Source organism: Martelella mediterranea DSM 17316 (assembly GCF_002043005.1).
Taxonomy (GTDB): domain Bacteria; phylum Pseudomonadota; class Alphaproteobacteria; order Rhizobiales; family Rhizobiaceae; genus Martelella; species Martelella mediterranea.
Window position 1 is genome coordinate 1,719,936 of the sequence record NZ_CP020330.1, and the last position, 22,741, is coordinate 1,742,676.

The window sequence follows — 22,741 nt, forward strand, 5'->3', positions numbered from 1 at the left end:
ATGCTCGACCACAATCTCGATTTTGAAACTGCCCGTCAGATGCACACCGTTCTGGTGCTGCATTTCCTGGAGGGGATGAAGCAGTCGGAGATCGCGCAGCGGCTCAACCTGTCGCATTCCAAGGTCAACCGGCTGATCGCCCAGGGCCGCAGGCTCGGCATGGTCCGGATCGATATCGAGACGCCCTATCAGCGGCTGATGGAGCTTGAAGCCGCACTGGTGCAGGCGACCTCTCTCAGCTCGGCAGTCATCACGCCAACCGTGTCGGCGAATGCTGAAACCAACCTCCAGCAGGTCGGCAAGGCCGCGGCCAGCGTGATCCTCGAAAATGTCCGCGACGGCGACGTCATTGCCATTACCGGCGGCAAGGCCGTAAGCGCGACGGTCGACAACCTGGTCGCCGACCGCAGTTTCGATGTCACCGTGGTGCCGCTGACGGGCGGCGTACAGGGCAAGTTCTATACCGACGTCAACAATCTGGCCTCGAGGCTTGCCGAACGGCTCGGGGGCAGGGCGCTGATGGTGCATGCGCCGCTTTTCGCCGAAAGCCGGGCCCAATGCGAAATGCTCAAGGAAATGTCTTCCGTGCGCGAGGTGTTCGATCTGGCGCGCGCGGCCAATCTTGCGCTCACGGGCATCGGCTCAATCGAGCCGAGCGGATCGAGCTATTACGACCTCAACCCGGTTCCGGAAGAAGATCGGAAGATGATGGTCGGGCTCGGCGTCTCCGCCGAGTTCATGGCTCACCTGATCCTGGAGGGCGGAAGCCTCGCGAATTACGAACTGAATTCGCGGCTGGTCGCGGTCGCGCCTTCGGAGATATCAGGTTGCCGGACGGTGATCGGCGTCGCCTCCGGCCCGCACAAGGTGCGCCCGATCCAGACGGTTCTGAACGGAAAATACCTGGATTCGCTGATCCTGGATGAGGGGACCGTGAACGCGGTCCTTACAGAAATGGAAAGGTCTAAAAATGTCGCATGAAATGGTAAAGCGCCCGATCGGACACTCCGGCATCGAGGCCTCCGTGGTCGGTCTGGGCACCTGGGCAATCGGCGGCTGGATGTGGGGCGGCACGGACGAGGCGCGCTCGATCGAGGCCATTCACGCCGCTCTCGATGAGGGCATCACGCTGGTCGATACCGCGCCCGCCTATGGCCAGGGCCTGGCCGAAGAGATCGTCGGCAAGGCGCTTGCCGGACGGCGCGACAAGGTGGTGCTGGCGACCAAATGCGGTCTGATCTGGCATATGCAAAAGGGCAATCACTTCTTTGATTACGAGGGGCAACCCGTCCATCGCTATCTCGGCAAGGATTCGATCGTCTACGAAATCGAGCAGAGCCTGAAGCGTCTCAAGACGGATTATATCGACCACTACATCACCCACTGGCAGGATCCCACAACGCCCGTCGATGAGACGATGGAGGCGCTGGAGCAGCTGAAACGGCAAGGCAAGATCCGCTCGATCGGCGCCAGCAATACCTCGGCGGAGGATGTCGCAGCCTATCTGGCGGCGGGCGAACTCGACGCGATCCAGGAAGAATACAGCATGGTCAAACGGGATATCGAGACCACGCTGCTTCCGGTCTGCGTAGAAAACGGCGTTTCGGTGCTGAGCTACTCCTCGCTGGCGCTCGGCCTTCTGAGCGGAAAGATCGGCCCCGAGCGAACGTTCAGCGGCGATGATCAGCGCAAGGACAATCCCCGTTTCTCGCTCGAAAACCGGCGGAAGGTCGCCGCCCTGATGGGCGAGATCGCACCGATCGCCAGCGCTCACGACGCTAGTCTGGCGCAGGTGGTGATTGCATGGACGCTGGCCCAGCCGGGCATCACCTTTTCGCTGTGTGGCGCGAGAAATGCCCAACAGGCGCGCGAGAACGCCGCGGCGGGCCGGCTCAGGCTTTCCGAGGAGGAAAAGAAAACGATCAGCAGTGCCGTCGCGACCCATCTGAGCGACCTGGACGGTTAACCGACCGCAATATTGGAATTTGAGAACGCCGGAGCCCGCTCCGGCGAACGGAGCCCCTATGTCTGCGCAAAGAGCGAAAAGCTTCGAGAAACTGGCCGCAAACGGCGTCTTCGACGTCGTCGTGATCGGCGGCGGCATCAATGGTCTTGGGGTTTTCCGCGACCTGTCGCTGCAGGGGCTTCGCGTTTTGCTGGTGGAGCGCAACGATTTTTGCTCCGGCTGCAGCGCCGCTCCGTCGCGCATGATCCATGGCGGCCTTCGCTATCTGGAAAACGGCGAGTTCGACCTAGTGCGTGAATCCCTGGCCGAGCGCGACGCCCTGCTTGCCAATGCGCCGCATATGGTCCGGCCGTTGCCGACCACCATACCGATCACCTCCTATCTATCCGGCCTGTTCAATTCGGCGGCGACCCTGTTCGGCGGATCGGGCAAGCCATCGAGCCGGGGCGCGCTGCCGATCAAACTCGGCCTGACCCTCTATGACACGATCACGCGCGGGCGTAGCAGGCTGCCGAAACACACATTCCGTGGCGCCGCGGAGACCCGTCGGAAGTGGCCGGAACTCACCAACAGGCTGCGGTGCTCGGCCACCTATTACGACGCCTGGATATCCTATCCCGAACGGCTGGGTGTGGAGCTGGTGCTGGATACGGAAAGCGCCGCGCCGGCTTCGATCGCGCTCAATTACGCCGAGATCAGCCCTGAGGGCGAGGGCTACATGGTGACGGACAGGGAGAGCGGCAACAGCTACGTTCTATCCGCCCGCGTCATCGTCAACGCCTCCGGCGCCTGGCTTGACGAGGTGAACGCGCAGATCGCGCCGCGCGGGGAAGGGGGCGGGCCGCTGGTCTCCGGCACCAAGGGGTCGCACCTGATCATCGACAATGACCGGCTGCTTTCAGCGCTCAACGGTCACATGATCTACTTCGAGAACACGGACGGCCGCGTCTGCATTGTCTTTCCCTATCTGGGCAAGGTGCTTGCCGGCTCGACGGATATCAGGGTGCAGCATGCCGGCCGCACCCGCTGCGAGGATGAGGAGTTGGACTACATACTCGGCTCTCTGAAACTGGTGTTTCCCGAAATCGCCATTCACCGGAGCGAAGTGGTCTTCAGCTATAGCGGCATCCGTCCGCTGCCGGTCAGCGACCACGATTTCACGGGGCGGATCTCGCGCGACCACAAGGTGCATCGCATGGACGGACCGGTGCCGCAATTCTGCATGGTCGGCGGCAAATGGACATCGTTCAGGGCGTTTTCGGAGCAGACCGCCAATGCCGTGCTGACGGAACTCGGGCGTGAGCGGATCACGAGGACCGAGGCGCTGCCGATCGGCGGCGGGCGCGATTACCCGGAAAGACCCGAATTGCTGGTCGGCGAGCTGATGGATAGTTTCGGCATCAGCCAGGCGCGCGCGACGCATATGGCAGATGCTTACGGAACGCGAGCGCGCGCGCTGCTGACGGCCCTGGCGACCCGTACGGATGACACGCCGATCGCGGGGCTGGAGCTCACGGCGGCGGAAATCGCCTTGATCACCGCCGAAGAGCATGTCGAGCACCTGTCCGATATCATCCTGCGCCGGACGTCGCTCGCCATCACCGGCAGGATTGATCACGGCCAGATCGAGGCGATTGCGGCCGTCATGGCGCACGAGCTTGGCTGGGATGACGCCCGCAGGGCGCGCGAATGCCAGGCGGTTATCGAAGAGTTGCGGGACTATCACGGGGTTCCGCCGGAAATTCTGAAACAGAGAGCAGAGACAAGGAGCCCGCAATGCGCGCAAGCACGAAAGCCCGCATGAATCGATTGTTTACCAATGGCGGATGCCTGGATGTCGCCATCGACCACGGGGTCTGCAACGAGCCGAGCTTCCTGGTCGGCCTTGAGGACATGGCCGGCGTTGTCGACAGCCTGATCAAGGCGAAGCCCGACGCCATCCAGATGGCCTACGGCCCGGCTGACCTTTTGCAGGGCCGTCCGGAAAAGGACAAGCCGGCGCTGGTGATGCGCATCGATATGGGCAATCCCTATAATGACCAGCGCCATCGGGTGATGTGGTCGATGCTGCAGAATGCCGATGAGCCGATCATCGGCGCGCTCGAGATGGATGCCGCCTGCGTGGTGGTCAACCTGTTCATGCTGCCCGACGAGCCCGAGCTTTTCCGCCAATGCGTGGAGAACATCTCACGCGTGCGCGCGGCCTGCCACAAATACGGCATGCCGCTGATGATCGAGCCTCTGGTGATGCTGCCCAATGACGTGCGAGGCGGCTATCAGGTCGATGGCGACGCCGAAAAGATCGTGACGTTGGTGCGGCTGGCCAGCGAAATGGGCGCCGACATCATCAAGGCGGACCCGACCGAAAATCCGGAGGATTTTCATCGCGTGGTCGAGGCGGCGCGCGTGCCGGTGCTGGTGCGCGGCGGCGGTAAGGAGGATCTGAAGGCGGTGCTGGCCAAATCCGCAGCCTTGATAGCGCAGGGCGCAAAAGGCATGGTCTATGGCCGCAACATCTATCAGCATGACAATCCGAAGGCAGTGGTGGCGGCCCTGATGGCGATCATCCATGACGGCGCCGGCGGCGATGAAGCGTGGGACATCTATAATCGTGGCTGATCAGGCAAGATATCTGCTGGGGCTGGATGCCGGCAACACCGTGATCAAGGCGGTGCTGTTCGATTTCGAGGGGCGACAGATCGCCGCCCACGCCATCGATGGCGCAACCGAGACGCCCGCGCCCGGCATGGTCGAACGTTCCATCACCGAGCTTTGGGACAATGCCCGGGTCGCGATCAGGGGCTGCCTTGAGGCCGGTGGCTGTCCGCCATCCGCAATCGCCGCCATCGGCATGGCAGGGCACGGAAACGGGCTCTATCTGCTGGACAGGGACGATGAAGCACTGATCGGCATACAGTCGCTCGACACCAGGGCGGCGGCCCTTGCCGGGGAACTGGATGCGGACAAAGGCGATGCGTTGCACGCCATCTGCCTTCAGCGGCCATGGCCATCGCAAACCCCGACGCTTCTTGCATGGCTCAAGGCCAACCGTCCGGACCTTTATGCGCGGGCGGGGACGCTGCTTTTCGCCAAGGACGTCATTGGCTGGCATCTGACGGGGAAAAAAGCCAGCGAGATTTCGGATATGTCGGGCGCCGGTCTGCTTCGTTTGCCTGAGGCCGCCTATGACAGCGATCTGCTTGCGCTCTACGGTCTCGACGATGCCGAACGGCTGTTGCCGGCGCTTGTCGAGCCGACCAGCATTGTCGGGAATGTAACCGGAGCGGCGGCGGAGGCGACGGGACTTGCCGAGGGCACGCCGGTGGTCGCCGGCTATTTCGATGTGGTGGCCTCCGCGCTCGGCTCGGGCGCGGTCGGCAGCGGCGCGGCCTCGATTATCGTTGGAAGCTGGTCGATCAACCAGGTCTTTTCCGATGTGCCTGTGCGCGACGATCGTGTCTTCATGGTCTCGGCCTATGACCGCAACCGGTTTGCCAACATGGAAAACAGCGCCACATCGGCGGCCAATCTTGAATGGTATGTCAGGACTTTCGTGGAGCGCGGCGGCCATCACGACGATCCCTTCGGTTTCGTCAATGACGCCGTCGGCAGCGTGACGCCGGGGCGGGAAGACCCGATGTTTCACCCCTTTCTCTATGGCGGGCGTCTTGGCGCGCATCAGCGCGGCGGCTTTTTCGGGCTGGCCGGCTGGCATGGGGAAGGGCATCTGCTGCGCGCGCTCTACGAGGGTGTGATGTTCGAGCATCGCCGCCACATCGAAGTGCTGGCAGAGGCCGGGGTCACCTTCGACAGGGCGGCGCTTGCAGGCGGCGGCGCGCGGTCCCCGCACTGGCCGGCGATGTTCGCCGATGGGCTTGGCGTCCCGGTCACCGTGGCGCAAGCGCGCGAAACCGGAGCGCTGGGCGCTGTGATCGCCGCATCCGTCGGCGTCGGCATCCATCCCGATGAGGCGGCGGCCGTCGCCAGCATGACCCGGCCGGCCCGCACCTTCGCGCCCGATCCGCACATGCGCGCCCATTATGACAGGCGCTATGAAATATGGCGCCGGGCAATCCGGGCGATGGATCCGGTCTGGCGTGATCTGGCGGCTTCGGAGACCGATGGATGAAACTGGACGGCAGCTATGACTATATCATCGTCGGGGCGGGGACGGCGGGCTGCGTTCTCGCCAACCGGCTGACCGAGGACCCGGCCTGCCGCGTGCTGCTGCTGGAGGCCGGCGGCTCGGATAATTACCACTGGGTCCATATACCCGTCGGCTATCTCTATTGCATCGGCAACCCGCGCACCGACTGGATGATGAAGACCGCCACCGAACCGGGTCTCAACGGGCGCAGCCTGGTTTATCCGCGCGGCAAGGTGCTGGGCGGCTGCACCTCGGTCAACGGCATGATCTACATGCGCGGCCAGTCCACCGATTACGAACACTGGCGTCAGCTCGGCAATGTCGGCTGGGCATGGGATGATGTTCTGCCCTATTTCCTGAAATCCGAGGATCACCATGCGGGCGCAAGCGCGATGCATGGCAGCGGCGGCGAATGGAAAGTCGCCCGGCAGCGTGGGCGCTGGGAAATTCTGAAAGCCTTTCAGGAGGGCGCAAAGGAGTTCGGCATCATGCCGCGCCCCGATTTCAACGATGGCAGCAATGAGGGCAGCGGGTTCTTCGAGGTGAACCAGAAGAACGGCATGCGCTGGAACACGGTCAAGGGCTTCCTCCGGCCCGCCCTGAAACGGCCAAACCTGCGCCTTGTCACCCACGCCGAGACCGAACGCCTGATCATCGAGGGCCGACGGGTGGCGGGCCTCCGGTTTCATCACAAGGGCGCGACCTTCACGGCCCGTGCAAACGCTGAAGTCCTGCTTTCAGCCGGTGCGATCAACTCGCCAAAAATCCTCGAACTCTCCGGCGTTGGCGACCCGGAACGGCTCTCTGCCGTCGGACTAGACACCTGTTTCGCAAGCCGGGGCGTGGGTGAAAACCTGCAGGACCATCTGCAGATCCGCACGGTCTACAAGGTGAAGAACGCGAAGACCCTCAACACCATGGTCCACTCACTTTACGGCAAGGCGGCAATAGCGCTCGAATACGGCCTGACGCGATCGGGACCCATGTCGATGGCGCCGAGCCAGTTCGGCATGTTTACGAAATCCGATCCGTCGCTGGAAATGCCCGACCTCGAATATCACGTCCAGCCGCTTTCGACCGAACGGCTGGGGGAGCCGCTTCACGCTTTCCCCGCCATCACGGTTTCGGTCTGCAATCTCAGGCCCGAAAGCGTTGGAGCCAGCCACATAACGACTGCTGACGCCACGATACAGCCCGAAATACGGCTCAACTATCTCTCGGCGGCAAAGGACAGGGACATTGCTGTCGCCTCCATCAGGCAGGCCCGCAAGATCATGACGGCGAAGGCGCTGAAGCCTTACGCGCCAGAGGAAATCCTCCCCGGGCCGGCGGTCGAGGGCGATGACGCCCTGCTGTCGGCGGCCGGCAACATCGCAACCACGATCTTCCATCCGGTCGGAACCTGCCGCATGGGCGTTGACGCCGAGGCCGTTGTCGATCCGCAACTGCGTTTCAGGGGGCTTGATGGTCTGCGGATCATCGATGCCTCGATCATGCCCAAAATCGTGTCCGGCAATACGGCCTCGCCCGTCGTGATGATCGCCGAAAAGGCCGCAGACCTGATCAGGACCGGCTCTCGTTCTTGAATGTGAGCCGGAAGCGGCGCCTCTTGGTGCCCTGACCTTCTACGGGCCCGTTTTTGTCATCCCAAACCGGTCAAGCCCGTATTCATGTATCCGAATTGTGCGGGATCAATATCAAAATGTTGGGGTCGAAGGTTCATATCCCTTCAAGACTCTTTTATTGAACGCGCTGGCCATCGAGCTTTAGCGCCTTCTTGAAGCGCGAACCAATCGCTTTGTCTGGACGCACTTGCCGTCGCCCGCCGCGCGCGAACAAGGCCCGAAGCTCCTGCCGCGGGCTCGCTTCATGGCGTCGAATACAGGGACTGTTGGTGTTTGGGTAGGGATGATTTTACATCAGGTCCCCACCGAGCTCTTCAGCGCGCGAGCAGGACCCTGGTCTGGGCGATCCGCGCATGATTTCTCGCTTTGCCGCGCCGTAGGGTCGCAGCTTGTCCGTGATCATCACCCGCGGCGATCGGCCATGGTCCTTCAAGAGCTTTCGCATCAGGCGCTTGGCGGCCAGGGCATTTCGTCGGCTTTGAACAAGAACATCCAAGACGAAACCGTCCTGATCAACGGCGCGCCACAGCCAGTGCGTCTTGCCACGCATTGAAACAACGGCTTCATCCAGATGGCACTTGTCCCCAAGCTGACCGGACGATTTACGACGGATTGCGTTGGCAAAGGTGCGGCCGAATTTCTCCGCCCACAGCCGGACGGTTTGGTGAGAGACAATGATCCCGCGAGCAGCCAGCAAGCCCACGACCAGTCGCAGGCTCAGAGGAAACCGGAAATAGAGCCACACGGCGTGGGCAACGACTTCAGGGGGAAGCGATGGCGACGATATCGCGGATCACGGTCTGTCATGGCCTGTCATTCGCACATCAAGTGCCACATTCCGTTGACTTGACCATGCCATCTCGGGAGTTGCTTCACTGGTCGCAGGATGGTACAACCTTGGATTTGTGAACGCTCGATGAACGGGATGCCTAAATCGCGATAAAAAGTTTGTGTTTCTCGTATAAATTGAGGTTTACGACCGGCGATTAGATTGTGTAGAAGCATCATTACATCCTTTGAGAGTGGTTATTGATGATGCTGATGCGTTACCTTTTTGTGGTGAGTCTGGTCTGCGGGATAGCGGAAATAGCTCATGCAGACACCGATGGCGGAATAAAGAAGCTTGAGGCCGGTGATATCCGAGGCGCTGTCGATGCCTTTGAAAGCGCATATGAAACCGGAGATCCGGATGGTGCGTTCTATATCGGTCGTCTTTTTGAGATGGGCCTTGGTACGGATCAGGATATGCGCCGGGCCGCCGCCCTTTATGCCGTCGCATCCGAAAAGGGAAGCCTTAAGGCACAGAACAGGCTCGGCCTCATGTATCTCAATGGGACCTTTGTTCTGCAGGATTATGCCCGCGCGGCAGAATTGATTTGCCAGGCCGCCGAGGGCGGATACCCGAATGGGTTGTTCAATTGCGGGTTGCTTTATGCAGAGGGTAAGGGCGTCGATCAGGACCCGGTCAAGGCCGCGGGCTATTGGCAGGAAGCGGCCGCAGACGGTCATGTGGCAGCGATCAACTATCTGGCGATGGCCTACCGCGATGGCGAGGGCGTGGCTGCCGATCCGGAAGAAGCGTTCCGGCAGTTTTCGATAACGGCCGCGGCGGGCAATCCGCTCGGCCTGCTAGAGGTCGCGCGGGCCTATGAAGCCGGCGTCGGCGTCGAACCGGATATCGCCATGGCTTATGCTTACGCCAATCTGGCCGCTGTTCGCGGCCTCGATGAAGCGCGGCTCCTGCGCGATAGGCTGGAGACGCGCATGGACCCGCAGTCTCTCGAAACAGCGCAGGCCTTTTCCCGCACATGGAAGGCTGTTCCCATCGGTTCAGCGGGATAAGCACGATGCAGCGTTTTTTCCTGGCGACAGGCGCGGCGTGCCTGTCGCTACTCCCCAGAGTTGTTTTTTCGCAAGAGGGTAAGCCTCCTCAGGTTGAATTCTTTGGTGATTGGGAGCTGATTTGCGCCGCAGCGGACGATCATACGTGCCAGATGGCGCAGAGCGCGGCTGCGGGCGAGGGGGATCCGGTTTTCCTGCTGAGCATTGCGCCGGCGAAAGACAGGGCGACCGACTATGCGGTGGCTAGCGCGCCGCTGGGCGTCTATCTGGCGAACGGCATCGAAATCCGCATCGACGGCGGGCATCCCTTCAAGGTTCTTTATGAGGTCTGCGACCGGGAGAGCTGCCATGCGGGTTTCCGGCTTTCAGGCGCTGTCCTCTCGGCCTTCCGCAAGGGGCTCGACGCCGGTTTCCGGGTCTGGACGGCAAAGGACCGGGCGGTCGATTTCGACATGTCTCTCCGAGGCTTTTCCGCGGCTTATGCCGAATATCGCGCGAAGGTGACCGGATGAGCCGGCTTGTTGTCCTTGTTTTTGGGGTCCTCGCCCTCATCGGGGCGCCATTGGCCATGGCCGATGGGCTGGATGATGGACGCCGGGCCTTTGCCGCGGGCGATCATTCCGCTGCGCGCGGATATTTTGCGGAAGCTTTCGAGGACGGCAATGCCGAAGCCGGCTTCCTTCTGGCACGCATGCTGGAAGGCGCACTGGGCGGCGCGGCGGATGAAAAGGCCGCGCTTGCGCTTTACCGAAAGACTGCCGAGGCGTCGTTTGCGCCCGCGCTCAATCGCATGGGGCTGGTCTACTGGCGCGGCGAAGCCGGTGTTGCGCGCGACCCGCAAGCGGCGGCTGTGTTCTTTGAACATGCGGCTGTGCAGGGCGACGCCAATGCGGCGTTCAATCTGGGCAAGCTCTATCTGGACGGCGATGGCGTTGAAAAAGACCGCACCCGCGCGGCAACCCTGTTTCGCGTTGCTGCGGAGGGCGATCACGTGCTTGCGCTCAACACGCTTGGCGGCATGGCGCGTGACCATGGTCAACGCCAGCAGGAGCGGCGCTATTTCGAGCGATCGGCAGCGCTTGGCAATGCGGTCGGTCTTTTCGAGATGGCAAGGATCACGCTGCGCGACGCGACGCAGGAAACGCATGATAGCGTGCGCATCGATGCCCATGTCTATCTGAACCTTGCCGGCGCGCGCGGTCATCCCGGTGCGGGCGAGGCGTTGCAGGCGCTGACGGCGACGATGGATGCCGACGATATCGCGCGGGCGCAGGAAAAGGCCCGCAACTTCCGCGGCACGCGCGAAAGTCAGGGGGGCTGAGGCGATGCGGCAAAGGGGGACCCTTTTTCTTTCCGCCGTTCTGGCCGGCATCGCCGGTACAGACATTCCGGCATCCGCCCAGTCGTTTCCCGGGACCGATGGCGCGGCGCGGGCCATCGAGCGGGAAAACCGTGCCTTCGGCGAGTCCCAGGACGAACGGCGCATGCGGCAATCGGACCGCGCGCCGGCAAGCGGGCAACCGGAGACCACGCCGGCACAGGCATCGCCCGCGCCCGGAGGCCCCTGCTTCCGGATCAGAAGCATCATCCTGCAGGGTTTCGAAGCCTTCTCCGAAAAACCCGAAGGCTATGACAGGCTGGTGGGGACCTGCGCCACCGCCGCCGATATCGCCGGCAGCCTGAATACGATAAACGAATACTACCGCGCCGAGGGCTACATCACCACCAGAGCCTATGTGCCCGAGCAGGACGTCGCCGACGGGTCGCTGGAAATCACCATCGTGCCGGGCCGGCTGGAAGGTTATGTCTATGCCGATGGCCGTCAGGCCGACAACCGGATCCGAGCGGCCTTTCCGGGCAGTCGCGGCGATCTGCTGTCGCTGCGCGAACTCGAACAGGGTCTCGACAATATCAACGGCCCGCGTTCGGCAAGGGCGACGTTCGAACTGATCCCCGGCGAGGAGGCCGGCGGTTCCTTCGTTCAGGTCAAGCTCAAGGAGACCAAGCCCTGGTATCTCGAATTCGGCATCAACAATGACGGCTATGATTCCACCGGCGAAGCCGAAGTCGGCATCAGTTTCGGTTATGACAATCTGTTCGGCCTGAACGACCAGCTCAATATCGAAGCCAGTTCGACGCTTCTGGAAGACCGGTCGCAGAAATACGCGGATTCTTTTGCGGTGAGCTGGTCCGTGCCCTATCGCAACTGGCTGTTTTCGATCGACGGCGGCGCCAGCCCCTATTTCTTCGTGGTCCCCGGGATCAACGAATCCTATCCGCTGGAAGGCGAGTCCTACTATGTCTCGGCCGATGCCGAGCGGCTCCTGGCGCGCGGCCAGAGCTTTCGCCTTTACGGTTATGGCGGATTGAAGCTTACGCGCACGCGCACCTTTATCGACAGCTACGAAATCGAAACCCAGCGGCGGCATCTGACCATCGGCTCGCTCGGCCTGCGCGGCGATGTCCGCTATGCCGAGGACCGGATGGACTGGGAGCTCGGCATGGTCTTCGGCGTCGACGCGCTCGACGCCTATGTCTTCGACAAGAGCATTGTCGATCCGAATTTCGCGCTGATCGAGGGCGAATTCAATTACCGGCATGAATTCGGCGACAGCGGGGTTGCCTATATCGGCCAACTGGTCGGCCAGTACTCCAGCGACGTGCTGCCGGGCATCGAGCAGTTCTCGATCGGAAGCTGGTCGACGGTGCGCGGTTTCCACGACGACAGCATGTATGGCGATAGCGGCTTTTACCTGCGCAACACGGTGGAATGGAACGCCTATGAGAACGACAGCTTCTCCGTCGCGCTCAATGCCGGGCTCGATGCGGGCTATGTCGCGCCCTCGACCCTGCGCCAGTGGTCGCAAAACTATCTGGTTGGCGCCAGCCTGGGCGCCGACTTCGCCTTTGGCGATCATGTCACGGCAAGGCTCGCCGTAGGCCAGGCGCTCAGCCGGCCGGACACGAATCCCCCCAATGCCGAACCCGCCTTCGAGGCGGCAAGAACCGTGTTCTACGCGGACATGAACGTGAGATTCTGACCTGAAAGGCCGGTCTTCCGGCGCCGAGGAATGTTTGTGATGACCAAATTTCTTGCAAAAGCCCTCTCCTGGATATTGGCCGGCGTTCTTACGCTGCAGCCGGTTCTCCTTTATGCGCAGGACATTCAGGTCATCGGCCCTGACAACGGACCGCGGCCGCATCTCGACCGGGCCTATAACGGCACCCCTGTTTTGAATATCGGCACGCCGAACGGCGCCGGCGTCTCCCACGACACCTATACCCGCTTTTCGGCCGACGACCTGATCCTCAACAACTCGGCGACCAATGTCGACACGCTGCTTGGCGGCTGGATCGAGGGCAATCCGAACCTCAGGCCCGGTCGGGAAGCCGGACTTTGGATCGGCGAGGTCATTGGCGGATCGCGCACCGAACTGAACGGCATCCTGGAAGTCGGCGGCCGGAAAATGGATGTCATTCTCGCCAATGAATATGGCGTGACATGCGACGGCTGCGGCTTCATCAACACCGACCGGGCCACGCTGACCACCGGCAAGCCGATCTTTTCCGGCAATGGCGGGCTTGAAGGCTTCGATGTCCGCAAGGGCAGCGTGCTGATCGGAGCCGGTGGCCTCAATCCCGAAGACCGGCTTTCGCTCTCGGATACGGCGCGCGTCGACGTGATTTCCCGCGCCGCCGAAATCTACGGCAAGATGCGCGCCGACAGCCTGAATGTGATCGCCGGCGCCAACCGGGTCGATTACGACTGGTCATACGATCCTGAAACCGGCGAGATTCACGGCGTCACGGAGCAGGCGGGCGAGGGCGCCGCTCCGGCGCTGGCCGTCGATGTGGCCGCACTCGGCGGCATGTATGCCAATGCGATCAGCATGGTCGCGACCGAAAACGGCGTCGGCGTGCGTTTGAACGGCAAGCTGGCATCGGCCGGCAATATCGGGCTGCGGTCCGACGGCCGGCTGACGCTGGGCGCGCCGCAAGGCGGGCATGTCCCGGAAATCAAGGCGAAGAAGAAGATCCAGATCCGCAATCGCGGGCCTGTTCTTCTGGAAGGCGCGATTACATCCGAGGACGGCAATCTGATCGATATCAGAACCTCCGAAGGGGCGCTGATCTTCAACGGCGAGGCGTCGGGCGGCGCGGTGGTTCTGGAAAGCGCCGGCCTTGCCAGCATCGCCGCGGCCATCGATGCGCGCAACAGCCTGGAGATTCGCTCTCTCAATGACGGCGTTTCGGTGGCCGAAAAGGCCGTGTTGTCGGGTTCGAACGTTTCCGTGTCGGCCGCCCAGTCCGCGGAGATCAATGGCCGGATCAGCGCGACGGGCGATTTGCGGGTGGCCGCGCGTGGCGCAAGCACGGGTGTCCGGTCGGAACTCGTCGCCGAAAACATCTCCATAGGCGTTGCGGAAAGTCTCGTCCTCAATGGCAAGGCGCAGGCCGCTGACACGCTCAATCTTGCCGCCGGGCAGAAGATGTCCATGGGACCGCAATCGCTGCTGTCGGCGCGGTCACTGGCGATCGCCAGCGATACGCTTGCGCTTCAAGGCGCGCTGAAAGCCGTCCAGGATATCGGCATCGATGCCCGTCTGCTCGAGGCGACGGAGACGAGCCGGTTCGAAGCCGCAGCGCTGAATGTGACGGCTCGGGACATTGGCCTGATAAACGGCCTGGCCGATATCGGCGGTCCGGTGACCATTGTCGCCGGCCAGTTCACCTTTGGCGACGACGCGGAGATCTTTGCCCAAAGTCTCGATGTCGACAGCGTCGGCGCCGCCAAGCTTGGCGGCCGGTTCGGCATAAATGGTCCGATGACGGTCGATGCCGCAACCATCGCGGGGACCGACGCGCTGCGGCTTTCCGCCGGGTCGTTGGCGCTTGCTGCCAATGACATCGCGCTTGCAGGCGACCTGTCAGCCGACGGGCTGATGGCGATCGCCGTGGCAAGCGGCTATCTCGAAACGACGGGGTCGCTAACCGCCGGCACGCTCGATATTGCCGCCGCCGGCGACATGCGCCACAGCGGTCAGATCGACGCCGGCACGGTTACGGTCACAGCGCGCGAATATGCCGGCGCAGCGGGCTCGGAAGTCTTCGGCAACGACATCACCCTCCAGGCAGGCCGCATCGCCAATCAGGGTGTCGTCAAGGCTGAAGAGACGCTTGCCCTATCCGCCCTCTATGGGGCGCTGGTAAATGACGGCAGCCTGATCGGCGGCGATGTCTCGCTCGCCGCGGCAACCGATCTCGTCAACCGCGCGGAGATCGCCGCGGCAGGTGAAGGCGTGCTGACGGCGGGGCGGGCGTTCTTCACGGCGAACGGCTCGACCCTTTCCGGCGGCGACCTCTCCATCGATGCGGTGACGGTCGACACGCGCGGCGCGATCTCCGGTTCCGGCGCGGTCACGGTGACCGCAGGCGCGGGCGGCCTTGCCAATAGCGGCGCGTTGATCGCGGATGCGCTCTCGCTCTCCTCGACGGGCGCAATCGGTAATTCCGGTTCGATCACCGGCCGCGACACGGCGACCCTGACGGCGGGATCGGATCTGGACAACCTGAGCGGAGGGGCGGTCTACGGCGCGCAAATCGATCTTTCCGCCGAAAAGTTCGTCAATGCCGGTGTCGTTTCGGCCGATGACCTGCTGGCCGTTTCGGCGGGACCTGCCGGGCTGGTCAATGACATGACCCTGAAGGGCGGACGGGTCGAGATCGACGTTTCCGGGGGTATGGACAATAACGGCGTCGTCATGGCGCTGGACGAACTGGCGCTTGATGCCGCCGGAAATTTCGCCAATCGCGGCGTGTTGATTTCCGATGCCGACATCTCCGCGACGATCGGCGGCGGTTTCGTCAACAGTGGCAAGGTCGACGCCTTGCAGACGGTTGACATGCAGGTCGGCGGGCAATTCTCGACGGGGGCTGGCTCTCAGTTTTTTGCCGACGAGATTGATGTCGCGGCCGCCAATATAGCCAATGCCGGCGTCCTCAAGGCTTCTTCCGGCCTGACCGCGGCAGCGCTTTCCGGCGCGCTGGAAAATGACGGCAGCCTGGTCGGCGGCGATGTCGCGCTGACAGCCGCGACCGACGTCATCAACCGCGCCGAAATCGCCGCGTCTGCAACGGGGACGCTCAAAGCGGGACAAAGCCTGATCAATGCGACCGGCGCACTGATTTCCGGTACGAATTTCGACCTCTCTGGCGTCTTGGTTGAGAACCGGGGCGCGCTGGCAGCCTCCGGCAATGTCGGCATCACCGCCGGCGCCGGCGGTTTCGTCAACCACGCCACGCTGATCGGCGACAGGGTCGACATCACGTCCGCCGCCGGCATCGACAATCGTGGCACGCTGACCGGCCATTCCTACGCCGGGCTTGCCGCCGCCACCGATTTCGACAACCGCGCCGGCGCGGCGATCTATGGAAACGAGATCGCGATCGGCGGCCGGAAGACCGTCAATAATGGCATCATTGCTGCCGGTGACAGGCTGACCGCGTCTGCCAGAGACGGCGGGCTGGTCAATTACGCGACGCTCAAGGGGCAAAATCTTCGGCTGGAATCGACGAGCGATATCGGCAATGCGGGCACCGTTTCGGCTGGCCGGCAACTTGTGGCGGATGCCGCCGGCACGATCACCAATGTCGCGGCGCTGATTTCGGGCGGCGATCTGGCGCTTTACGCCGACAATATCCTCAACAACAGCGGCGTCATCTGGGCCAATGGCGATGTCACGCTCGCCGGTGACGAAGGGCTGGGCTTCGCCAGTCTCGTCAGCAACCAGACGGGCCGTATCGAGGCGTTCCAGGGCGATCTGACCATCCGGGCCGATGCGGTGGTCAACCAGGGCATTGCGCCCACCATCGCTGCAAGTCAGATCATCCGCTGGCTGGAACAGGGCGAGGCCGAGCCCACCAATCCGGTGGAGCAGATCACCAAGCTGATCGACGAGGCCTATCTCGATGGCAATGGCAACATCCTGCCCTCCTATGCCGGCGCCTATGCGGCCTTGTGGGAGGATGTGATCAATGGCGGCGGCACGCTGTCGGCTGCTGCCAGAACCATCGTCAAACCCTCGGTGACGACGCCAAGCGGAACGGCGCTGCAATCCGGTTTCGCCACCCTTTGGGAAAACATGTATTCGCGGGCCAATGCCGATGGCACGCCCGACCCGGCCGCGCTCGTCAAATCCATGGTCGATCCGGCGATCTTCGCCGCCGACGGCACGGTTCTGCCCGAACATGCCCGCGCCTATGCCGATCTCTGGCTCACGCTCGCCTCCGGCGGCACCAGCGTGAGCGACAGCGTCAAGGCCATTCTCAACCCGGAAAACGCGCTGACTGTCGAAAGCCAGACGACGGATCCGGCGACGGGCGAACTGGTCACCGTCTATTCCAACGCCCTGCTTGCGGATACGACCGACGTCTGGACGGCGATGAACGCCGGCGACGGCGCCAGCTACGACATTCTGAAAATCCTCTATCAGGACCGGTTCAACGATGACGGCACGCTCGCCGAATTCGTCGCCGGCGGCTCAATCGATATCCAGGCGAAAGACGTCTCCAACGTCTATGCCAACATGTCGGCGGGACAGAATATCGCGATTTCCGCCGACCAGGTCACCAACAAGGCGCTGGGCGCCACCCAGCTTCTCGTCGAGGTGCACAAGAAGCCCGACTGCTTCACTTGCCACGAAGGCGAGGTCGATTACTACGACACCTTCGGCGGCCGCATCGAGGCGGTCGGCAATGTCGCGATCAACGGCAATCTCGACAATATCACGATGACCACGTCGGAACTGTCGCTTCAGGACGTCATCGACGAGATGAACGCCTATCTTGCCGAGAAGCGCGCCGCCGGCGACCCGCTGATGAATGGCATTCCGGATGTCTCGGAAAAAAATCTCGAACTCCACGACAAGCGCAACGACGATTACACCGCTCCGGTTGAAGGGAATGGCGACGATATCCGCAAGGTGGAAGGCCGCGACACCGGCTCCGAAACCACGGTCGACACCGGTGCAGGCACGCCGGACGTGGATCCGCTCGACCCTGACAACTACCAGTCGGGCGCCGATCGTGACGGCGTCGATACCGGCACGGGCACGCCGGTTGTCATCCCAGTCGATCCGGGCAAATATGCCTCAAGCGCCAACACCGTCGATCGCGGCGGGCCGTCGGGTTCCGGCGGCGGGACGGGGACGCTTGCGCCATCCATTCCTGGCCTGACGCCGACCAAATCGGTCAATGAACTGCTCGCCCAGGGCATCAATACGCTGGCCGAAACCAATCCGGAATTCACCGAATTCTCCAACTTCATCACATCCAACTACATGATGGATGTCGATCGGCTGCAATACCGCGACGAGCTGATCAACCATAACAGGGAGCCCAGCGCGGAAGCCGCGCGCGCCAATGGCGGACCCTATGGCAATCCCGACCTCGATTATCTCGACCGTCCCGTCTCCGTTCCCGCGCCGGACGGCTCCGGCATGCGCACGGTCTATCCCGGCGCGTGGCAGAACTCGCTTTCCGGGGAGGGCGCGCTGATCGCCGGTGAAAACGTCACCGTTTCGGGCGGCACGATCAACACCGAAGGCCGCATTGCCGCGCGCGACAGCGTGGCGCTGACGGCCCGGACCATCAACGCCACCGGCGGCGCGATCACGGCCGAGACCGGCGAAGCCGCGCTGACGGCGCTTGGCGATATCACGCTCGACGGCACGAAGATCGACGCCAACACGCTCTCCGTGGTCGCCGGCCGCGATTTCACCGGCACGGCGGTCGATATCGATGTCGCCGACGCCGCCAGCATCTTCGCCGGCGGCAATGTGAAGATCGGCGCCAGGGAAACCGAATACCACTTCGACCGCGGCGGCGCCGGCACGCTCGACGCCGTCCAGCAGGAAACCTCGGTTCTGACGGCGGGCGGGGATCTCTCGATCATCACCTCCGGCGATCTCGAACTGGCCGGTCTTGAAGGCGTTGTCGGCGGCGATACCAACCTGTCGGCCGGCGGCGACCTGCTGTTGACCAGCGTTGCCGAAACCGCGGAAATCCATTCCGGTTCGGGCAAGAACGGCAAGGATATCACCTCCTACCGCTCGCATGTCACAAGTCTCGAAACCGGCGGCGATTTCACCGCCAATGCCGGCGGCTCGGCGCTTCTGGAAGGCACGCAGATCGATGCCGGCGGCAATGCGCAGCTGGCGGCCGGCGGCGATGTGGTTCTGGCCGCCGCCCAGGACATCTACACCTATGAGGAGCGCAAGTCGAAGAAGGGCTTCTTCTCCTCCAAAAGCTCGTCCTACACAAAGGAACAGGTCACTAACGAGGGCGTGTCGATCGCCGCCGGCGGCAATCTCGACATCATCGCCGAAAAGGGCAATCTGACGGCGGCGGGCGCGTCGCTGCAAACGGCTGACGGCGATATCAACCTCACGGCGAAAGAGGGCGATATCTATGCCGGCGCCTATGAGGATATCTTCCGCGAGGAGAGCAAGAAGAGCAAAAGCATGTTCTTCGGCCTCATCTCGTCGTCCAGCCAGTCATCCTCGATAGACCGTCGCAATACCGGCACCAGCGCGCTTTCCGATCTCGACCTTTCGCTGGTCTCCGGCGGCGATACCGCGCTTGTGGGTGCTGCCCTTGAAGCGGGCGGGGCGATCAATATCACCACCGGCGGGGATTTCTCCGTTCAGGCGGCGATAGACAGCCAGCGCCGCGACTTCTTCTCCACCAATACCGGCCTCGTTCTGATGACGACGGTGCAGGAGAACAGCTATGTCGAAACGGCTGTTCTGTCGCGGCTTCTGGCCGGGCAGGGCCTGAACCTCGATATCGGCGGCAATGCATACCTGACGCTTTACGATCAGGCCGGCGTCGATGCGCCATTGCCGCAAGACCTCTACCCGGAAGAGCTTCTGGCGCTCGAAGGCCTGCAGCTCTTGAGCCAGGACCTCGCCAACGAATATTTCTACGACGAGACGGTCGCCCTTTCACCGGCCTTCAAGGCGCTGGTGAGTATTGCAATTGCAGCGGTTGCGCCGCAGTTCATTGCGGGGTTGGGCGGTGTCACCGGCGTTACCGCGACGGCAGGTGCCGCTGCGGGCACCACGGTGACAACCACGACAACGGCCTTTGGCGCCACGGTGGTCACGACGTCCGCCACGGGTGCGGTGCTTTCCACCAGCTACAGCCTGACGGCGATTGGAAGCGCGGCAAGCGCCTTTGCCTCGTCCGTCATCGTCGAATCCGTCGATGGCGCGATTTCGGGCGAATACGACCTCGGCGAAATCCTGAAAGGCGCCACCTTCTCCGCCGCCAGTGCCGGGCTGACGTCGGGGATCGATTTCGGCTTCCCCAAAGATCACCCGTTCCACGATGCGCTTTTTGGCATCGGCAGCGGTCAGTTCACCATGGCGGGTCTGCTGGAGACAGGGCTTGATGGTGTCATCAGGTCCGGCCTGTCATCGGCCGTCTACGGCACGGATTTCGGCGATGGCGTGCTGGCCTCGGTGGTGTCCTATGTCGCCAATGGCGTTTCCGGCGCGCTGATCGAGGAAACGGCCGATGTCTTCGGACACGGGGCCTTCAGCATCGAAAAGCTGGTTGCCAAGGCGACGATCATCTGCCTTGCGGCAGAGGCGGGCGGCGCGTCCTGCGCCTCCGGGGCGATTGGTTCGCTGGTCACCGAACTGGTGATTGCAAGCGGATCGAACCTCGGCGCCGACGATATCCAGACCTACCGGCAGCGCTTGCAGGTCATCGGTGCGATTGCGGGCTACTTCACCTCCGGCGGCGAGGCCGACAATGTCTATGCCACCGCGTTTGCCGCGCTGAATGACTATGACAATAATTACTATCTCGGCATGGCCTATGCGGCGCAGGGAATATCCGAGGATGCGCGAGCAAAATGCCTTGCTGCAGGCGGCAGTGCTTCACAATGCGATGCGCTGGCGCGGCAGGTCTTCGAGGACTTCATCCTTGGCCTCAGCCCGGACCCTGCCGTTGTCGTGGATGTCATTCTGGATTTCACGCCCGTTATTGGCGATGTGAAAGGCGTCTATGAATGCATCGCCGATCCTTCGGTTGTGAGCTGCGGCGGCGCAGCCGTTGGGGTGGTTCCTCTGGCGGGCGATGCGGTGAAGATCGTCCTCAAACAGGGCGACAAAGCTGTTGCGGTTATCAAAAGAGCCGATGGCACACTTGAAAAGGCCACCGTTTCCGCTGATGATCTGGCAAAGGTTGAAGCCACTAATACAGCGACGATAGGAGGGAAGTCCTGTGTCTACAGCTGTGTTGTTGATGGAACGACCCGGTATGTGGGGATCACAGATGATGTCGCCCGGCGCGGTGCGGAGCATTTAGCCCAGAAGGGCATAAGAATTCAGGGTATTCGTGGCCTTCAGAATCTTTCTCGCTCTGACGCCCGAGCGGTTGAGCAGACTTTGATCAATTACTACGGCTTAGGCAAGAATGGCGGGACGTTGCTCAATAAGATCAATTCAATTTCCGCAACCCGAAATCCGACGGCATATGAACAAGCGCTTATCCAAGGAAAGCAAATCCTAGATAGTGTTGAGTATAAGTGGACTAACTAAAATGGCGAAGAAGGCTAACGTTCGGGTTGGAGATGTCTTTCAAATTCTGACTTCGGAAGGAATTTGTTATGGATTGGTAACCCATAAGCACCAAAAATGGGGATGGGTTGTGGCAATTTTCCGGGAGTTTTTTCCAAAGGCACCAAAGGATTTTGTAGCAGTTGTCGAGAAGGAACCGCAATTTATTACAATGTTTCTAATCAACCATGCTGTCCAGCAAGGGTTGTTTTCGGTGGTGGCCAACGTTGAGGTTCCAGAACACCTAGCCCAGTTTCCCACTTTCCGAGGAACAAATAATCTTAAAGGCGACGACACCATGTGGTTTTTTTGGGATGGTGAGAAGGAATGGAAGGTTCACCGGCCGCTAACGGACTACGAAAAGCGGTACCCAGAAGGACCATCCTTGCCAAGCGCTCCCCTTTTGATTGATATGATAGAGAAAGACTACCGTGTCGAGCGAGACTATATTTGACCTGAATCGGTTTTTTAGACATTCGGATGATCGTTCTTAGTGTCTGTCCAAGAATGGCGATGCCGTCGCGGGGTTGAGTGAAGGGCGGCAATCAGATTCTCTGTATTTTGCGACAAATACGGAGAAATCGAATGGCCTGGACACCCTTCACTCGTCGTCACCATGACAGAAGCCGCCTGCGCTACGCAAGTGACCTGACGGATCGGGATTGGAGCATGATCGCGCCTTTTATGCCATCGCAGCCGTCGCGCGGCCGCAGGCGCGTGACTTCGCTTCGCGCCGTGATAGACGCCATTTTCTATTTGCTGCAATCGGGTTGCCAATGGGCTTTGCTGCCGCACGACTTTCCGCCGAAGAGCACAGTCCATCACTATTTCAAACGGTTCTGCCGGGACGGGACATGGCGACGTATTCATGACGCGCTCTATTGCCGGACGCGGCGATTGGAGGGGCGCGAGGAACAGCCATCATTGACGGCCAGCCGGTGAAGACTGGCCCGGATGCCCGCCACGATGTCGGCTATGATGCGGGCAAAAAGGTCAAGGGCCGCAAGCGGCACATTCTGGTCGACACGCTGGGCATGCTTCTCGAGGCCGAGATTCACTCGGCAGGCATTCAGGATCGCGACGGAGCAGCGCTCGTGTTCAACAAAATCGCCAATCGTTTTCCCTTCATCGAAAAAATCTGCGGTGATGGCGGCGATCAAGGCCAAAGGGGCGAAGAGGCAAGCCCGAGACCGGTGGCGATCGTCAAGCGCAATCAAGCAGGCTTTCAGGTTCTGCCGAAGCGCTGGATTGTCAAACGAACGTTGGCGTGGCTCGGGATAAACCGCCGTTTGGCAAGGGACTTCGAGCGGTTCTCAGCAACAAACCTCGCCTTCATTCAGACCGCTATGATCAAGCTCATGAAAAGGCGGCTCGCTCGATATCCGCTATATTGAACAGACTCTGAAATCCCGTGCTTGCGGCAGAGATCGGCTGCCTTCGCGCCAGCCTCCTGCTCCTGCAGCACACCGATAATCTGCTCTTCCGTAAATCTCTGCTTCTTCATTCATCCGTCCTCAATGGGCCGGACTCTAAT

12 protein-coding genes and 3 pseudogenes are annotated in these 22,741 nt (G+C 61.8%); 13 read left to right on the forward strand and 2 right to left on the reverse strand.

All coding sequences use genetic code 11. The features are described from left to right. Genes Mame_RS08025 through Mame_RS08050 form a run of 6 tightly spaced genes read left to right on the forward strand, consistent with a single transcriptional unit; the run spans nt 1 to nt 7,699 of the window. Nucleotides 1-981, forward strand: coding sequence for a sugar-binding transcriptional regulator (locus Mame_RS08025; protein WP_018067226.1), 981 nt, complete (start codon nt 1-3; stop codon nt 979-981). Continuing rightward, nucleotides 971-1,966: an aldo/keto reductase gene (locus tag Mame_RS08030; RefSeq protein ID WP_018067225.1), complete on the forward strand. Its 996-nt coding sequence runs from the start codon at nt 971-973 to the stop codon at nt 1,964-1,966. The genes Mame_RS08025 and Mame_RS08030 overlap by 11 nt, the downstream gene beginning before the upstream one ends. Nucleotides 1,967-2,024: 58 nt before the next feature. Beyond that, the gene (locus tag Mame_RS08035; RefSeq protein WP_018067224.1) at nt 2,025-3,770 is read left to right on the forward strand and encodes a glycerol-3-phosphate dehydrogenase/oxidase; all 1,746 of its coding nucleotides are present in this window, start codon (nt 2,025-2,027) and stop codon (nt 3,768-3,770) included. After that, the gene (locus tag Mame_RS08040; protein WP_018067223.1) at nt 3,743-4,585 is read left to right on the forward strand and encodes a class I fructose-bisphosphate aldolase; all 843 of its coding nucleotides are present in this window, start codon (nt 3,743-3,745) and stop codon (nt 4,583-4,585) included. Before Mame_RS08035 ends, Mame_RS08040 begins: the two co-directional genes overlap by 28 nt. Further along, nucleotides 4,578-6,095 carry an FGGY-family carbohydrate kinase gene (locus Mame_RS08045; RefSeq protein WP_018067222.1) on the forward strand — a complete coding sequence of 506 codons (1,518 nt, stop codon included), beginning with the start codon at nt 4,578-4,580 and terminating at the stop codon, nt 6,093-6,095. The genes Mame_RS08040 and Mame_RS08045 overlap by 8 nt, the downstream gene beginning before the upstream one ends. Beyond that, nucleotides 6,092-7,699 carry a GMC family oxidoreductase gene (locus Mame_RS08050; RefSeq protein WP_018067221.1) on the forward strand — a complete coding sequence of 536 codons (1,608 nt, stop codon included), beginning with the start codon at nt 6,092-6,094 and terminating at the stop codon, nt 7,697-7,699. Before Mame_RS08045 ends, Mame_RS08050 begins: the two co-directional genes overlap by 4 nt. A gap of 385 nt (nt 7,700-8,084) precedes the next feature. Here Mame_RS08050 and Mame_RS08055 read toward each other — a convergent pair. Further along, nucleotides 8,085-8,545, reverse strand: a pseudogene (locus Mame_RS08055) (IS6 family transposase); the annotation flags it as partial. Nucleotides 8,546-8,770: 225 nt separating this feature from the next. Between Mame_RS08055 and Mame_RS08060 the strand changes: the two are divergent. The 7 genes and pseudogenes from Mame_RS08060 to Mame_RS08090 all read left to right on the forward strand — a co-directional run bounded on the left by Mame_RS08060 (nt 8,771) and on the right by Mame_RS08090 (nt 22,601). Further along, on the forward strand, nt 8,771-9,580 hold the full coding sequence (locus tag Mame_RS08060) for a tetratricopeptide repeat protein (RefSeq protein ID WP_018067635.1): 810 nt from the start codon (nt 8,771-8,773) through the stop codon (nt 9,578-9,580). Then, nucleotides 9,547-10,092 (forward strand): invasion associated locus B family protein, encoded by a 546-nt coding sequence (locus Mame_RS08065; RefSeq protein WP_210162305.1) that lies wholly within the window; start codon nt 9,547-9,549, stop codon nt 10,090-10,092. Before Mame_RS08060 ends, Mame_RS08065 begins: the two co-directional genes overlap by 34 nt. 56 nt (nt 10,093-10,148) lie before the next feature. Then, nucleotides 10,149-10,901 (forward strand): tetratricopeptide repeat protein, encoded by a 753-nt coding sequence (locus Mame_RS08070; RefSeq protein WP_162141103.1) that lies wholly within the window; start codon nt 10,149-10,151, stop codon nt 10,899-10,901. A gap of 4 nt (nt 10,902-10,905) precedes the next feature. Next, complete coding sequence (locus Mame_RS08075) at nt 10,906-12,621, forward strand: ShlB/FhaC/HecB family hemolysin secretion/activation protein (RefSeq protein ID WP_018067638.1); 1,716 nt, start codon at nt 10,906-10,908, stop codon at nt 12,619-12,621. 39 nt (nt 12,622-12,660) lie between these two features. Then, a complete protein-coding gene (locus Mame_RS08080) occupies nt 12,661-21,189 on the forward strand; it encodes a two-partner secretion domain-containing protein (protein ID WP_162141104.1) in 8,529 nt (2,842 codons plus the stop codon). Nucleotide 21,190: 1 nt separating this feature from the next. After that, nucleotides 21,191-21,661 (forward strand): hypothetical protein, encoded by a 471-nt coding sequence (locus tag Mame_RS08085; protein WP_018067640.1) that lies wholly within the window; start codon nt 21,191-21,193, stop codon nt 21,659-21,661. A 131-nt stretch (nt 21,662-21,792) separates the two neighbouring features. Beyond that, a pseudogene (locus Mame_RS08090) lies at nt 21,793-22,601 on the forward strand (IS5 family transposase). Here the strand turns inward: Mame_RS08090 and Mame_RS08095 are convergent. Beyond that, nucleotides 22,592-22,711: pseudogene (locus Mame_RS08095) on the reverse strand (transposase); the annotation flags it as partial. The pseudogenes Mame_RS08090 and Mame_RS08095 overlap by 10 nt on opposite strands. Between the last annotated feature and the right edge of the window lie 30 nt (nt 22,712-22,741).

Bases quoted from the DNA above. Each gene is read 5' to 3' on its own strand.
- Mame_RS08050 (WP_018067221.1), top strand. From the start codon at position 6,092: ATGAAACTGGACGGCAGCTATGACTATATCATCGTCGGGGCGGGGACG.
- Mame_RS08030 (WP_018067225.1), top strand. From the start codon at position 971: ATGTCGCATGAAATGGTAAAGCGCCCGATCGGACACTCCGGCATCGAG.
- Mame_RS08085 (WP_018067640.1), top strand. From the start codon at position 21,191: ATGGCGAAGAAGGCTAACGTTCGGGTTGGAGATGTCTTTCAAATTCTG.
- Mame_RS08080 (WP_162141104.1), top strand. From the start codon at position 12,661: ATGACCAAATTTCTTGCAAAAGCCCTCTCCTGGATATTGGCCGGCGTT.
- Mame_RS08075 (WP_018067638.1), top strand. From the start codon at position 10,906: ATGCGGCAAAGGGGGACCCTTTTTCTTTCCGCCGTTCTGGCCGGCATC.
- Mame_RS08070 (WP_162141103.1), top strand. From the start codon at position 10,149: ATGGCCGATGGGCTGGATGATGGACGCCGGGCCTTTGCCGCGGGCGAT.
- Mame_RS08060 (WP_018067635.1), top strand. From the start codon at position 8,771: ATGATGCTGATGCGTTACCTTTTTGTGGTGAGTCTGGTCTGCGGGATA.
- Mame_RS08040 (WP_018067223.1), top strand. From the start codon at position 3,743: ATGCGCGCAAGCACGAAAGCCCGCATGAATCGATTGTTTACCAATGGC.
- Mame_RS08065 (WP_210162305.1), top strand. From the start codon at position 9,547: ATGGAAGGCTGTTCCCATCGGTTCAGCGGGATAAGCACGATGCAGCGT.
- Mame_RS08035 (WP_018067224.1), top strand. From the start codon at position 2,025: ATGTCTGCGCAAAGAGCGAAAAGCTTCGAGAAACTGGCCGCAAACGGC.
- Mame_RS08025 (WP_018067226.1), top strand. From the start codon at position 1: ATGCTCGACCACAATCTCGATTTTGAAACTGCCCGTCAGATGCACACC.